We start from the raw sequence: 13,744 nt of genomic DNA on the forward strand, positions 1-13,744 counted from the left end.
CGATAAAGTTCGCCACTTTTACATTAAAGATTGAAACTTTATAAGGAGCAGTGCTTACAGGATAAGCACTGCTCCTTATAAAGGATATTTAATCTCAGAATCGTTTTTGGACAAGAATGAGCTAGAAGTATTGATCTAGCTCTGGTGATTTGAATTAGAAAATGTATTAATGTTGTGTATAGTTTATCAGCAGGTATTCGTAAGCATCTAGTCAGGAAAAACAACAATACCCAACGCTTCGAGAAGCTGTTCTTGTTGCCAGCTGGCAATTTTGATACCTGATGTATCGACTTTTCGAGGATCTAAACCGTCGAGTTCGGCGTGACATAAATTAGCACCCTGTAGGCTAAACTGTCCCCAGACATCTTCAGAAAAAACACCTCGACTTAAGTCTGACTCTTTCAGTGATGCGCCCGCGAGGTGAGTCCCTATCCAGCGATTTTCAAACAGCTCACATTTTTCTAAACAGACCCGCTCCATATTGGCATAAGACAGGTTACATCCAGTAATAAAGGCTGAGCAAAAGTACATACGATTACTCACTTGATTGGCAAAGTTTGCTCGGGAAAAGTTGGCCCCTTTTAAATCACACTCACGTAACTCAATACCGTAGCAATTGGCGTTACTAAAGTTTGCCATCGCAAGCTGGCATTGTTGGAAACTTGCATCGCGAAGGTCTGCGACATCAAAATGGCAACCTTCGATATCACCCTGTTCAATGAACTTGCAGTTAATAAATGTCGCATCACGCAAGTTAGCACGTCGAAAATCGCATCGGATAAAGGTGCAAGCAGTGAAAGTAATATCACTTAGATCTTGATGTGAAAAACTGTGGTGTCGATATGTGTGACGGTAGGTTTCCATGTTGACTCCTATGATGAACTGGACGCAACACTACCATCAAAGCCACATCACATCACCAAAATAAAAACACTAAAAATCAAGATCTTAAAAACCCTCATTTTGCCTATTTTAAGGGGGTAAAATAGCGCCCTGAGCCTCTATGTTAACGTTCAAAGTACGCGGCACCATTGAAAAAAGTTATCCGCTTAAAAAGCCACAGAGAAAAGGAACCCAATAGATTACTGATGTCCGCCATTAGGTAAAGTAACCTTAAACGGAAGCCTGCAATTTGAAGTAGATACAAGGTCTAAGAAGGAATGGGGCAAAAGCTTGCTACAGCAAAAGACAAACTATGACAAAAAGCGTCGAAAAGTTTCGAACTTTATTGTTACTTCTTGCTTTGAGTTGGCCTATTGAGTGAAATTGAGTTTTGATCTTTATTGTCAGTTCTTTGCTATAGTGTCACGTAGCAATCTGCCCCGCGTAACAGAAAAGTTTCAATCTTTGTTGTTCAGCGACATCTGGCTCGGTAGCAACGCGGCTGAATCGTCCGCTCTTGGAGTCCTCCAACCATTCGCCCTCGCTCTCAAGCTGGAATGTGAACGTGTGACCGGCACGGCAGGTGCCTTGCCACGGTGTTTCTGGGGTGTCGGTATCTTGGGGAACAGGAGCGCCGCAAGTAGGGCACAGGGGGCGTGTTAGATCAGGGGTGTAAGTGTAAATCGTCATCGGAAATTCTCCGGTTGTTGACCTTGGCGACTTGCCCGGCCTTCTGTTTATAATAATAGGGCAAAATGCCCTATCTTGTCAAGGGCAAATTGTCCTACAAGCCCCATTTTTAAAGGGTTTCATTGACATTTGAGGGGCTGATTCAAGCTCCGATCTGGCCGCCTCCTTTCCTTGGCGTACAAACAAACGAACTTCCCAACTTGCTCAATAGTTTAGGATTGCCTCAGAGGCTCCAGGGGGCACGATCTTTGACAATCGGGGAGTCCAGAGGGGCGGTAGCCCCTTTGGGCATAGCGCAGCGTAAACGCACGATTCAATGGGGTGAGGACGCGAAGCGGCCGAGGGGCTTGCCCCTGGGGGGATGGGAGGGAGCGCAGCGACCGGGAGGGATTGAGAAGGGGGGTCTCCCCCCTTCGGGGGCCGGTTTTCGCTTTTCGGTTTTTTCTCGCCAAATGAGTGTTTTTCGCCCAATTGGTTATAAATAAATGGTTATATTATTGGTATATAAAGGGTTAAAAGAAGGTTAGAGGGGCTAAAAAACGATTATAACGCTTTGTTTTTATTGGTTTTTTAGGATCACCCCCGCCCCTCAAGTGTCAGTAAACCCGCCCCTCAAGTGTCAGTATTTTGCCCCTCAAGTGTCAGTAAACCCGCCCCTCAAGTGTCAATAGGTGCGCCCCTCAAGTGTCAATAGCGTAACGGGGTTACTAACAGGGTTATACCTATGAAATGTGGATAACTCTTAGCCAAGGTCTGGCTTTCGCCAGGTTTGGACGCCAGGGAAGGGGTGTTTTTCAAGCTGGCCCTTCAAGTGTCAGTAGTGCGCCTAGTCCGCTGGCCCCTCATATGTCAACTAACGCCCCTCATATGTCAACCAACAATATTTATCCCCATAGCCTACCCACAGGCTTAGCCCCTCATAAAGCAACAAAAAAGGGGCCGCAGCCCCTTTGTTCTCGATGCGTGGCCATGATGGCCATCAGCTTCGCTTGCAGTGCAATTGCTCCCCGGCAACCCAAGCATGGGCAACAAGGCCGCTTTCTCTCAGCTCGTCACACGCAGCCCCTACCTGCTCCCGCCACTTCTTAGCCCTGGTTGATTCTGAGCCGCACATAAGCCGGAAGGTTTCTAGTTTCAACGGGAACGGCTCCTTGTGTGAAGCAAAGTAATCGAACATACGGCGGGCCGTGGGGGACAGCTTACGGTACTTGTCCCAAATAAAGCGGGAATAGTAATCACCAGCGAACAGCACAACCATTTCTTCATCAATCATGACCTGGCATCGAGAATTGCGCTTGCCTCGATCCAGGACACGAAACCGGCTGATTAGTGACAGTGACTCAAGCCGTCCAACTCGTTTGGATTCAAATTGCATGGCCGATGCTTGCAACCGTGACAAACACTCTTCGGCCTTTTTGTAATAGCGGCCATTGATTGACCATCCCAAGTCCTTACACAGCTCATAGAATGTAAAGCTGATAGGGTCGCCAATAGGCGAACGCTTGGAATACTCCATGACCTGTTGCCATACCAGCTCGTCATCCTCCGCCCGTAGCTCTACGCCTGTGTAAGTAATGTTCACATCGTCACCGATGCTATAGATAGGCTCGTTTTGCAGGGCCAGGCGGGGCGCTCGCTTGTTACGGACAGTGAACAACGCCGAGCGGGCGTAGTCGTTCGGCAGTGCCCGCATGTGATCCCCCCAGGGGGCAATATCGAACAACGATAACTGAGCGTCTTTGATCTCTTGTTTAGTGTGTTTTAGCAACGCTGCTTGCCGGGCTTCGTCAACCTTCGAGGCCAGTGCATCCGTCGCGCCTTTTTTTCGCCCTGGCTTCTTGTCGCTCATGGTTTCCCCCTTGGCAGCCGGGGCCGGGTCGCTGGCCTCCGTGGTGTTCTGTTTTGCTTTGGTCGTATCAGAAAGGGCAGGGGCTTCGGGTTCAGGAATACCCGGCAGGGTAATAGCCTCGCCTATTGGGCGAACCTCCGCTTGTGCTGATCGGTTCCGATAATAGTTGGTCCTGGACGCAATTTCTTCCGCTTTGTCCGGCTCAACACCGCTATCAATCAGCTTTCGGATATATTCTTGTTTATTAAAGTAATCTGCCATCTAGTGCCCTCCTGGGAAACACCCCAGCATCAAGCCGGGGCAACCGCCTTACCCCTGTTGTTGTCCTTCCGGGGCTTTTGTGTCTAGGTAATCAATCTTTTCTACAATGAAGTCGGTGCCAAACTCGGTTTTGCCATCTTTTTCAAAGCGAGTGTTTTCAATGCGGCCCTGAACAAACACCTTGGAACCTTTCCCCAGGTAGCGGCCTGCATTGTCGGCTATCGCACCAAAAGACTTGATGCGGAAAAAATCGGTCTTCTCTTTCTTGTCAGCTCCCTTGCCCCATGTGCTGTTAACAGCAATGTCAAAAATTGCGCGACTGCTGCCGCCCTGGCTGTTATGTAGCTCTGTATCACGGGTAAGATTTCCGATAAACTGAAACATATTGTGGCTCATGGTAGAGTCTCCTTTCGTAATGACAAGGGGAGTATAGCTATACTTTTAAACCAAGTCAAAAACTTTAGCGGCTAAAATCAGCCTACAAGAGAGGCAAGGTGTACAATTTCATCTTCTTTACTAACGTGCTGCGCATCCTAGACGAGCGGCACATGACCAAAAACGAGCTTGCGGAACGCTCTGGCGTTTCCATTTCGTTTTTGTCGGATTTAACAACGGGTAAGGCTAATCCGTCACTGAAAGTGATGGAAGCCATAGCGGCAGCCCTTGAAACGCCGCTCCCTCTTCTCCTGGAGTCAACCGACTTGGATCGGGCAGCACTAGACGCATTAGCGGGCGGGAAAATGCCAAATAGCTTGCCAGCAGGCTATGAACGTGTTTGTGCTGTACTTCCTGAGCATCGCGCCTTCCAAGTAAAGAAGTGGGGGGAAGAAACTAGAAAAAAATTGCGGGACATGGACACCACACAAAAGGACTATTGACTTTTTTGTAATAAATCCCTCCCTGCCGCTGCTAAATTTTAGCGGCTAAAAAGGCTGCCGGGCCTTTCAACACCGGAATCACCGAAAAGGATCGTTGCGTTACAGGCAAGATATAGGCTCGCGGGTGTCTCACTCGTGAGCCTCAAGGACGAAATTACCTAAACTTTTTTCTTCGTTATGTTGCACGGTCTTAATTTTCGGTATATCGTATGTACTAGAAACGGATTAACCGAAAATACCGGGGCAATTGAATGCAACAAAACGACATGACTGGCTCCATTAAGGACCGGGCAAAAAGAAAACTAGAGCGGGATATTGGGCCGGAGCTTCTCCAGGCTCTAAATCACTCTAAGACAGTCGAGCTTATGCTCAACGCAGACGGGAAAGTTTGGGTTGAACGTCTAGGTGAGGGGATGCAGTGCATCGGAACGCTTAGACCTGCCCAGGCTCAAGCTATTATCGAGACTATTGCCGGGTATCACGGCAAAGAAGTCACCCGAAGCAAGCCTATCCTAGAAGGGGAGTTTCCCCTTGATGGCTCCCGCTTCGCAGGCCAGCTACCTCCAGTAGTTCCGGCCCCTACCTTCGCCATTCGTAAGAAAGCCGTTGCGATCTTCACCCTGGACCAGTACGTGGAAAACGGCATTATGACCGCCGCCCAAAAACACGTCCTGGTTGAAGCTGTGGCAGCACACCGAAACATTCTTGTCATCGGCGGCACTGGCTCAGGCAAAACCACCCTGGTTAACGCCATCATCAACGAAATGGTGATTACCGATCCTACAGAACGGGTTTTCATCATTGAGGATACCGGCGAAATCCAATGTGCCGCAGAAAACCACGTTCAGTATCACACCAGCCTTGACGTATCCATGACGGCATTGCTGAAAACAACTTTGCGCATGAGGCCCGACCGTATCCTGGTCGGTGAGGTGCGCGGAGCGGAAGCCTTGGACCTTCTCGATGCTTGGAATACCGGGCATGAGGGCGGAGCTGCAACACTGCACGCTAACAATGCTAACGCTGGCCTAGCTCGCTTGCGGTCGCTGATTACACGTAATCCAGCGGCTCCAGCCGAGATTGAACCGCTAATTGGCGAGGTGGTTCACATCGTTGTTCATATCGCCAGAACCCCGGAAGGCCGCCGCATCCAGGAAATCCTAGAGGTTTCCGGTTATTGCGATGGTCAATACATCACTAAATCCCTTTAAACGTAGGAAACTAGGAGTAATACCAATGCAACTCACTCTCCCATCAATCCGCCTTAACCGTTCGGCCATGCTCTACTTTGGCCTGTTCGCGGCTTTGTTCCTGGTTATGGCTGTTCAACCGGCTATGGCTTCGGAAGGAACGGGCGGCTCACTCCCTTATGAAAGTTGGCTGACCAACCTTCGCAACTCTGTAACCGGCCCTGTGGCGTTCGCCCTGTCCATCATCGGTATTGTCGTCGCAGGCGGCATTCTGATCTTCGGTGGTGAACTCAACGGCTTTTTCCGCACGCTGATTTTTATCGTGTTGGTAATGGCTCTGCTGGTCGGTGCGCAAAACATGATGTCCACCTTCTTCGGTCGTGGTGCAGAAATCGCGGCACTGACTGACGGTGCAGTTAACCAGGTTAGCGGCGCGGCCATGCGTCTCGTTAACGGTATTCAGGCGGTGTAACTATGGCTCTGCGCACGATCCCCATTCGTAGAGCTGGCAACCGAGAAAACTTGTTCATGGGCGGGGATCGTGAGCTTGTGATGTTCTCGGGACTGCTGGCAGGGGCACTTATTTTTAGTGCTCAGGAAGTCAGGGCAACGGTCTTTGGTATTGGCCTGTGGTTCGGCGCACTTTTTGTGTGCCGACTCATGGCTAAATCAGACCCTAAGCTGCGCCATGTCTATCTGCGGCACCGCCGCTACAAGGCATATTATCCAGCTCGCAGCACACCCTACCGTGAAAACACGACAAGCCAAGGGAAGCAATACAAATGATGATTCAAGCTATTTCATTTGCCATTGCTGTCTGCGGTGCGGCGCTGTTACTTATCCTTTTTGCCCGTATCCGTGCGGTCGATGCTGAATTGAAGTTGAAAAAGCATCGCTCCAAGGATGCGGGGCTGGCTGACTTGCTCAATTATGCCGCTGTTGTTGATGACGGTGTAATTGTCTGCAAGAACGGCGCTTTCATGGCGTCTTGGCTGTACAAAGGGGATGACAACGCCAGCAGCACCGACGAACAGCGGGAAATGGTGTCTTTTCGTATTAACCAGGCTCTGGCGGGCCTTGGTAATGGTTGGATGGTTCACGTTGATGCCGTGCGCCGTCCAGCTCCCAATTATTCAGAACGCAATACCTCAGCTTTCCCTGATCCGGTTTCTGCCGCGATTGACGAGGAACGCCGTCAGCTCTTCGAGGGCCTGGGTGCGATGTATGAGGGTTACTTTGTTCTAACCCTAACATGGTTCCCGCCTTTGCTGGCTCAGCGCAAATTCGTTGAACTCATGTTTGACGATGACGCCGAGGTGGTTGGCAAAAAAGCCCGCACCAAGGGCTTGATTAACCAATTCAAGCGCGAAATTAGCGGCATTGAAAACCGTCTGACAACTGCGGTTAAGTTGACTCGCCTTCGCGGTCAAAAAATCGTGAATGAGGACGGCAGCAAAGTCACGCATGACGATTTTCTTAGCTGGCTACAATTCTGCGTTACTGGTGTAAGCCACCCTGTTCAACTGCCTAATAACCCTATGTATATGGACGCCTATATTGGCGGTCAGGAAATGTGGGGCGGGGTAGTACCGAAAGTTGGCCGCAAATTTATTCAGGTCGTTTCTATCGAGGGTTTCCCCTTGGAGTCTCACCCTGGAATCTTGAGCGCCTTGGCCGAACTCCCGGTTGAATATCGTTGGTCGTCACGTTTCATTTTCATGGATCAACACGAGTCCATTAAGCACCTGGACAAGTTCCGCAAGAAGTGGAAACAAAAAGTGCGCGGTTTCTTTGACCAGGTATTTAACACAAATAGCGGTAATGTGGACCAAGACGCTCTAACAATGGTCCAGGACGCAGAATCTGCAATTGCAGAAGTGAACAGCGGCTTGGTTGCTGTTGGGTATTACACTAGCGTTGTCGTCCTAATGGATGAAAGCCGGGACCGTCTGGAACAGTCTGCACGCCAGGTAGAGAAATCAATCAACCGCCTGGGCTTTGCTGCACGAACTGAAACCATTAATACCCTGGACGCTTACCTGGGCAGCCTGCCGGGCCACGGTGTTGAAAATGTGCGTCGCCCGCTCATTAACACGATGAACCTGGCCGACCTGCTGCCTACAAGCACCATTTGGACAGGAAACGCCGACGCTCCTTGCCCAATGTATCCGCCTCTGTCACCGGCTCTAATGCACTGTGTTACCAGTGGGTCAACGCCGTTCCGTTTGAACCTTCACGTTCGTGATTTGGGTCATACCTTTATGTTCGGCCCAACGGGTGCAGGTAAATCGACACACTTGGCCTTGATTGCTGCTCAGCTTCGCCGTTACGCAGGCATGTCGATCTTCGCATTTGATAAAGGCATGTCCATGTATCCGCTGACTAAAGCGGTTGGTGGCCTGCATTTTTCTGTCGGTGCGGACGATGATCGCCTGTCCTTCTGTCCATTGCAGTATCTGGAAACCAAGAGTGATCGCGCTTGGGCAATGGAATGGATAGACACCATCCTGGCGTTAAACGGGGTTCAAAGTACGCCTGCACAACGAAATGAAATTGCCCATGCGATTGTCAGTATGCACGAAAGCGGGGCGCGTACTCTGTCTGAGTTCTCGCTGACCATCCAGGATGAAAGCATCCGTGAAGCTATCCGCCAATACACGGTTGATGGCTCTATGGGGCACCTTCTGGACGCCGACGAGGATGGTTTATCACTAACCGACTTCACCACTTTTGAAATCGAAGAGCTGATGAACCTGGGCGAAAAATTTGCCCTGCCGGTCTTGCTGTACCTATTCCGTAGAATCGAGCGAAGCCTTAAAGGACAGCCTGCGGTCATCATTCTGGATGAAGCCTGGTTGATGCTTGGGCATCCTGCATTCCGCGAAAAAATCCGCGAATGGCTCAAGGTACTGCGTAAAGCTAACTGTCTGGTTCTTATGGCAACACAAAGCCTGTCCGACGCTGCCAACTCCGGCATCCTGGACGTTATTGTGGAGTCCACTGCAACCAAGATTTTCTTGCCGAACGTCTACGCCCGCGACGAGGACACATCAGCCCTATACCGCAGAATGGGCCTTAATGCTCGTCAAATTGACATCCTGGCAACGGCTGTTCCCAAACGTCAGTACTACTACGTCTCTGAAAACGGTCGCCGCCTCTATGACCTCGCCCTTGGGCCTTTGGCTCTCTCGTTTGTCGGTGCTTCCGACAAGGAATCCGTGGCAGCTATCAAGCAACTGGAAGCCAAATATGGCGAACAGTGGGTGCATGAATGGCTCGCAGGTCGTGGCCTGAAACTTGATAACTACCTGGAGGCAGCCTAATGAGCTTTTCCGAGAAACTTAAAGGGCTGATTTTCAAAAAGCCCGCCCCTGGTTATGACCAGGAAGAAACTGCCGAGATAGAGGCACAGGATAAAAAATCTAAACGCCAAGGGGATGATGAAAACCCATATCTGACCGCTCGCCGCACTTGGAATGAGCATGTTGGTTCTGTGGTTTCATCACGCCAAACCTGGCAGGTCGTGGGCATTCTATCGCTAATGATTGCCCTGGCCGGTGTCGGCGGCGTTATCCATATCGGCAGCCAATCCAAGTTCATCCCTTACGTGGTGGAAGTGGACAAGCTGGGCGCAGCTCAAGCGGCGGGGCCGGTTACTGGTTCTGATTCTGCCGACCCGCGTGTTTTGGGTGCCACGGTGTCCGAGTTCATCGAAAACGCCCGCATGGTATCGCCTGACGTAGCTCTGCAACGCAAAGCGGTATTTAGCGTTTACGCACACTTGGCCCCGAACGATCCCGCAACCACGAAAATGAATGAATGGCTTAACGGTAATGCCGATGCCAGCCCGTTCAAACGTGCCACCAAAGAAATGGTGAGCATCGACATTACATCTGTTCTGCCGCAAACGCCGACTACGTGGCAAGTGGACTGGACAGAAACCAAGCGGGACCGGCAAGGGGTATTGCAGGGCCAACCAGCCCAATACCGCGCCCTTATTACTGTGTACACCGCAGACACTTCAACGCAGACCACGGAAGAGCAAATGCGTAACAACCCGCTGGGTATTTACGTGCGTGATTATTCCTGGTCACGGCTGCAATGATTACGAGGCTATTAACCATGAAGAAACAATTTTCCGCTGTGATCCTGGGTGCTGCGATGTTGGTGCCCTCTCTGGCAACGGTCGCGCACGCGAACGGGCTTGAGGACAAATATTTTACCAATGACAACCCAACACTGACTCAGCAAGAACGCCAGGCGCTGGCGATTGCACAGCGCTGGCAGGCCGGAGGCAGTAACGGTGGCATCCGTCCCTTTACTGGCCGCAATGGAGCCATCCAGTTTGTATTTGGTGCGCAGTCTCCAAGCGTTGTTTGTGCTGTTCTCCAGGTTTGTGACGTTGCGCTGCAACCTGGCGAATACGTTAACTCTATTCAGTTGGGGGATACCGCCCGCTGGAACGTCGAACCGGCCATTTCCGGCACCGGGGCAGGGGAAACCCAACACCTGCTTATCAAACCGATGGACGTGGGCCTGGAAACCAGCTTGGTCGTAACGACTGACCGCCGCGTTTATCACATTCGTTTGCGTTCTCACCGCACCGAATACATGCCGCAAGTTGCATTCACCTACCCGGAAGATGCCCTTGCCAAGTGGGATATGGTCCGCAGCCGCGAACGCCAGCACCGCGAGGACAACACTATTCCTCGAACCCGTGAGTACCTGGGCGACTTGTCATTTGATTACGACGTATCCGGCTCGGCCTCCTGGAAGCCTGTTCGTGTTTTCAATGACGGCCACAAGACCATCATTCAGATGCCGCGAGCCATGCAGCAAACAGAAGCGCCGACGCTCCTGGTTGTCCGTAAGGACGGCGGCCTGTTCTCTGACCCTGAAACCGTCATGGTCAATTACCGCGTCCAAGGGGATCGCTACATCGTCGATACAGTGTTTAACAAAGCAATCCTTATCTCTGGCGTTGGTAGCAGCCAGGACAAAATCACCATCACAAAAGGGGACGATTAATCATGCGTAAACTTATCGTCGCAGTTCTGTTTTCGCTGGGTTTGGCTGGGTGTGCCACGCACGCCCCATACGGCAACTTTGTCGAGAATCCGGCAGGACTAAATCAGCAAGAAATCGCCAGCGATACGGTCGAGAAAATCACCGAGCTGTACCCGCCTGCAAAAACTCGCTTCGAGCTGAAACAGCCTACACCTGACGCTTTTGGTACGGCATTGGTTCGCGGCCTGCGTGATCGCGGTTATGCCCTCCTGGAGTTCGACCCGGAAGCGGCCAAAGCGCAGCAACGTCAGCAGGCTACACGTTCGACCAGAACAGCCCCAAGCGCGGAAGCTACACCGGCACCGGCTAACCCAGCTCCGACAGGATCAGGTTTGCCGCTTCGTTACGTATTCGACCAATTCACAGGCACCAATATGTACCGCGTGACCATCATGGTCGGCAATGAGTCCTTGACCCGCCCATATTCGCAAGAAAACGGCGGAATCGTTCCAGCGGGCTATTGGGTTCGCAAGGAGTAAGACATGAGCGAAAACAACGATCAAATGTCCCCGGACGCCTCACCAGGTGAGGTGTCCAAAAAATCCGGGGTGCGTCGAGTCAATAATCGCCCGATGTACATTTTGTTTGGTGTCCTTGGCCTGTTCCTCCTGGTCATGATGATGGTTGCTGCCGACCGTGCAGCCCAGCAGAACGCACCAAGCGAAGGGCCGAAGGAAAGAGCAGGCAATACCTCGATGTTTGCCAATGAAATCGCAGGCACTCAGACAGACGGTTTTATCCCGGCTGCCGAGCCTCCGGCTGTTCCTTCGCTGGACGAACCTGTTGCACCAAATGACGAGGCGCCGCAGGAAGAGAACCAGGACGCAGCGCCTGTAACAGTGGCTCGCCCGGTAAATCCTGACTTACCACCGGCCCCGCCTCAAAACACGGGTTCACAAGCACAACGCGACGATGAAGCCGAGCGCATTCGCATGGCGAAGCTGCAAATGCTGGAACAAGCTGTTAGAGCAAAAACCGGCGTGCAAGCGGTAGCCCCGCGCAGCAGCAGCGACGGCGGTTCATCACAGCCGGTTAACAACCGTCCGCAATCACGCCAAGACATGATTAACGAAATTGCGCGTGTCCGTCAGCAGATTGCGTCCAACCGTTCCGACGATCCAACTGCCGCTTATCAGCAGCGTATGGCTCAAATTGAAGGAATGCGCAACGGTGGCGGCTTTGGTGGCAATGGTGGCAGCACTAGCGCACCGATGTTAATGCAGACCTCAGCGAACGGCGGCGGCAACGGTTATTCGCAATTTGACAGCAACGGCGGTGATCGCTGGCAGCTTGGGGAGCAAGTACAGGCTCCGCGCAGCCCTTACGAGCTACGTGCTGGCTTTGTTATCCCGGCCACGCTGATTTCCGGTATCAACTCCGACTTACCCGGCCAAATCGTTGCCCAGGTATCACAGGACGTATCAGACACAGCAACAGGAAGTCACTTGTTGATTCCGCAGGGTTCGCGTCTTGTCGGCTCTTACTCGAACGATGTGGCCTACGGCCAAGAACGAGTTTTGATTGCATGGCAGCGCATTATTTTCCCTGACGGTAAGGCTTTGGATATTGGTTCAATGCCAGGCGCGGACGCAGCCGGTTACTCCGGTTTCCATGACCAGGTTAACAACCATTACCTGCGCATCTTCGGTTCTGCATTCCTTATGTCTGGTGTCACGGCAGGCGTAACGCTTAGCCAAGACAACGACAACAACAGCGACAGCAATAACCAACGTGCAAGCGACGCGCTTAGCGAGGCGCTTGGTCAGCAACTTGGTCAAGTCATGGTCGAGATGATCCGCAAGAACATGAACATTGCCCCAACGCTGGAAATTCGCCCCGGTTATCGCTTCAACGTGATTGTCACCAAAGACATGACGTTCTCGAAACCTTACAGCTCATTTGACTATTAACGCCAAGGAGTAAACACCATGAAGAAAAGATTTTTAGCCGCTAAAGTTGCTCTGGTCGTCGCTATGACGGCCAGCACTTTGCAGCCCGTTCAAGCCGGTATTCCTGTTATTGACGGCACCAACCTGACACAAAACATTATGTCAGCCCTGGAAGCCGTTTCACAAACCGCCAAACAAATCCAGCAGTATCAAACACAGTTGCAGCAGTATGAAAACCAACTGCAAAACACGATGGCACCGGCTTCTTATATTTGGGACCAGGCTCAATCCACGATTAATGACCTGACCCAAGCAACCAACACGCTCGCTTATTACCAAAACCAACTTGGTAGCCTCGATGCTTACCTGGGCAAGTTCCAGGACGTAGCCTATTACCGCAGCTCGCCTTGCTTCTCTTCTACAGGGTGTAGCGATGCTGAATGGGCGGCAATGGATGAAAACCGCCGCCTGGCGTCCGAATCGCAGAAGAAAGCCAATGACGCGGTTTTTAAGGGTTTAGATCAGCAACAAGACAACCTGGAAGCCGATGCCCGACAACTTAACCGCCTGCAATCCGGCGCTCAAAGCGCAGACGGCCAACTGGCCGCGATTGGTTATGCCAATCAGCTCGCCAGCAACCAGGCCAACCAGCTCCTGCAAATTCGTAGTTTGCTGATTGCTCAGCAAAACGCCGTAGCTACCCGAATGCAGGCAGAAGCTGACAAAGAAGCTCAGCAGCAAGCCGCGTCAGAGCAAGTCCGAGCAGGTAGCTTTGTCGCCAGTCCAGACCGCTCTTGGTAAGGGGGACCAATGAAATCAATTAACGCTATTCAATTACTCGGGGCCGCTTCTGTTGCGGTCCTTCTAACCGGCTGTTTTGAAGAAAAGATGCCGGAAGTAAACGACATCAATTGTCAGCACGAAAACATTTTAAAAATCGAGGACAAGGCCATGCAGCAAGATTTTGCTTCCAAGTGCCTTCGTCGTGGCAACCCTCGGTCTGGCGAGTTTAAAGCCAGCCCTGAGAAAGATTGGTGA

Annotated in this window: 14 protein-coding genes; 11 read left to right on the forward strand and 3 right to left on the reverse strand. The window is 51.5% G+C overall.

All coding sequences use genetic code 11. The annotated features are described in order from the left end of the window. Nucleotides 1–207 precede the first annotated feature (207 nt). From F5I99_RS19250 to F5I99_RS19260, 3 genes are all read right to left on the reverse strand, one after another. Nucleotides 208–864 carry a quinolone resistance pentapeptide repeat protein QnrS2 gene (locus F5I99_RS19250; protein WP_012537714.1) on the reverse strand — a complete coding sequence of 219 codons (657 nt, stop codon included), beginning with the start codon at nt 862–864 and terminating at the stop codon, nt 208–210. 1,687 nt (nt 865–2,551) lie between these two features. After that, a complete protein-coding gene (trfA, locus tag F5I99_RS19255) occupies nt 2,552–3,682 on the reverse strand; it encodes a plasmid replication initiator TrfA (protein ID WP_014579466.1) in 1,131 nt (376 codons plus the stop codon). Nucleotides 3,683–3,730: 48 nt separating this feature from the next. After that, the gene (locus tag F5I99_RS19260) at nt 3,731–4,078 is read right to left on the reverse strand and encodes a single-stranded DNA-binding protein (protein ID WP_041646692.1); all 348 of its coding nucleotides are present in this window, start codon (nt 4,076–4,078) and stop codon (nt 3,731–3,733) included. Between the two features lie 98 nt (nt 4,079–4,176). Here F5I99_RS19260 and F5I99_RS19265 point away from each other — a divergent pair, with 98 nt between their 5' ends. From F5I99_RS19265 to trbK, 11 genes are all read left to right on the forward strand, one after another. Then, the gene (locus F5I99_RS19265; RefSeq protein ID WP_041646689.1) at nt 4,177–4,560 is read left to right on the forward strand and encodes a transcriptional regulator; all 384 of its coding nucleotides are present in this window, start codon (nt 4,177–4,179) and stop codon (nt 4,558–4,560) included. Between the two features lie 251 nt (nt 4,561–4,811). Continuing rightward, nucleotides 4,812–5,771: a P-type conjugative transfer ATPase TrbB gene (gene trbB, locus F5I99_RS19270; protein WP_014579515.1), complete on the forward strand. Its 960-nt coding sequence runs from the start codon at nt 4,812–4,814 to the stop codon at nt 5,769–5,771. A 25-nt stretch (nt 5,772–5,796) separates the two neighbouring features. Beyond that, on the forward strand, nt 5,797–6,222 hold the full coding sequence (trbC, locus tag F5I99_RS19275; protein WP_014579514.1) for a conjugal transfer system pilin TrbC: 426 nt from the start codon (nt 5,797–5,799) through the stop codon (nt 6,220–6,222). Between the two features lie 2 nt (nt 6,223–6,224). Next, nucleotides 6,225–6,536, forward strand: coding sequence for a conjugal transfer protein TrbD (locus F5I99_RS19280; protein ID WP_008929954.1), 312 nt, complete (start codon nt 6,225–6,227; stop codon nt 6,534–6,536). Then, the gene (locus F5I99_RS19285; protein WP_151059392.1) at nt 6,536–9,073 is read left to right on the forward strand and encodes a VirB4 family type IV secretion/conjugal transfer ATPase; all 2,538 of its coding nucleotides are present in this window, start codon (nt 6,536–6,538) and stop codon (nt 9,071–9,073) included. The genes F5I99_RS19280 and F5I99_RS19285 overlap by 1 nt, the downstream gene beginning before the upstream one ends. Further along, nucleotides 9,073–9,855, forward strand: a complete 783-nt coding sequence (locus F5I99_RS19290; protein WP_014579511.1) for a conjugal transfer protein TrbF — start codon at nt 9,073–9,075, stop codon at nt 9,853–9,855. Before F5I99_RS19285 ends, F5I99_RS19290 begins: the two co-directional genes overlap by 1 nt. A gap of 17 nt (nt 9,856–9,872) precedes the next feature. Further along, nucleotides 9,873–10,778 (forward strand): P-type conjugative transfer protein TrbG, encoded by a 906-nt coding sequence (gene trbG / locus F5I99_RS19295; protein WP_014579510.1) that lies wholly within the window; start codon nt 9,873–9,875, stop codon nt 10,776–10,778. A 2-nt stretch (nt 10,779–10,780) separates the two neighbouring features. Beyond that, the gene (locus F5I99_RS19300) at nt 10,781–11,296 is read left to right on the forward strand and encodes a conjugal transfer protein TrbH (protein ID WP_014579509.1); all 516 of its coding nucleotides are present in this window, start codon (nt 10,781–10,783) and stop codon (nt 11,294–11,296) included. 3 nt (nt 11,297–11,299) lie between these two features. Next, a complete protein-coding gene (locus F5I99_RS19305; protein ID WP_151059384.1) occupies nt 11,300–12,727 on the forward strand; it encodes a TrbI/VirB10 family protein in 1,428 nt (475 codons plus the stop codon). Between the two features lie 18 nt (nt 12,728–12,745). Further along, complete coding sequence (gene trbJ, locus F5I99_RS19310; protein ID WP_151059386.1) at nt 12,746–13,507, forward strand: P-type conjugative transfer protein TrbJ; 762 nt, start codon at nt 12,746–12,748, stop codon at nt 13,505–13,507. Between the two features lie 9 nt (nt 13,508–13,516). Further along, nucleotides 13,517–13,744 carry an entry exclusion lipoprotein TrbK gene (trbK, locus tag F5I99_RS19315; protein ID WP_014579506.1) on the forward strand — a complete coding sequence of 76 codons (228 nt, stop codon included), beginning with the start codon at nt 13,517–13,519 and terminating at the stop codon, nt 13,742–13,744.

Origin of the sequence: Nitrincola iocasae (genome assembly GCF_008727795.1) — a bacterium.
Classification (GTDB): domain Bacteria; phylum Pseudomonadota; class Gammaproteobacteria; order Pseudomonadales; family Balneatricaceae; genus Nitrincola; species Nitrincola iocasae.

Coding starts and splice junctions, on each gene's coding strand:
- F5I99_RS19250 (WP_012537714.1), bottom strand. CDS start 864: ATGGAAACCTACCGTCACACATATCGACACCACAGTTTTTCACATCAA.
- trfA (WP_014579466.1), bottom strand. CDS start 3,682: ATGGCAGATTACTTTAATAAACAAGAATATATCCGAAAGCTGATTGAT.
- F5I99_RS19260 (WP_041646692.1), bottom strand. CDS start 4,078: ATGAGCCACAATATGTTTCAGTTTATCGGAAATCTTACCCGTGATACA.
- trbB (WP_014579515.1), top strand. CDS start 4,812: ATGCAACAAAACGACATGACTGGCTCCATTAAGGACCGGGCAAAAAGA.
- trbC (WP_014579514.1), top strand. CDS start 5,797: ATGCAACTCACTCTCCCATCAATCCGCCTTAACCGTTCGGCCATGCTC.
- F5I99_RS19280 (WP_008929954.1), top strand. CDS start 6,225: ATGGCTCTGCGCACGATCCCCATTCGTAGAGCTGGCAACCGAGAAAAC.
- F5I99_RS19285 (WP_151059392.1), top strand. CDS start 6,536: ATGATTCAAGCTATTTCATTTGCCATTGCTGTCTGCGGTGCGGCGCTG.
- F5I99_RS19290 (WP_014579511.1), top strand. CDS start 9,073: ATGAGCTTTTCCGAGAAACTTAAAGGGCTGATTTTCAAAAAGCCCGCC.
- trbG (WP_014579510.1), top strand. CDS start 9,873: ATGAAGAAACAATTTTCCGCTGTGATCCTGGGTGCTGCGATGTTGGTG.
- F5I99_RS19300 (WP_014579509.1), top strand. CDS start 10,781: ATGCGTAAACTTATCGTCGCAGTTCTGTTTTCGCTGGGTTTGGCTGGG.
- F5I99_RS19305 (WP_151059384.1), top strand. CDS start 11,300: ATGAGCGAAAACAACGATCAAATGTCCCCGGACGCCTCACCAGGTGAG.
- trbJ (WP_151059386.1), top strand. CDS start 12,746: ATGAAGAAAAGATTTTTAGCCGCTAAAGTTGCTCTGGTCGTCGCTATG.
- trbK (WP_014579506.1), top strand. CDS start 13,517: ATGAAATCAATTAACGCTATTCAATTACTCGGGGCCGCTTCTGTTGCG.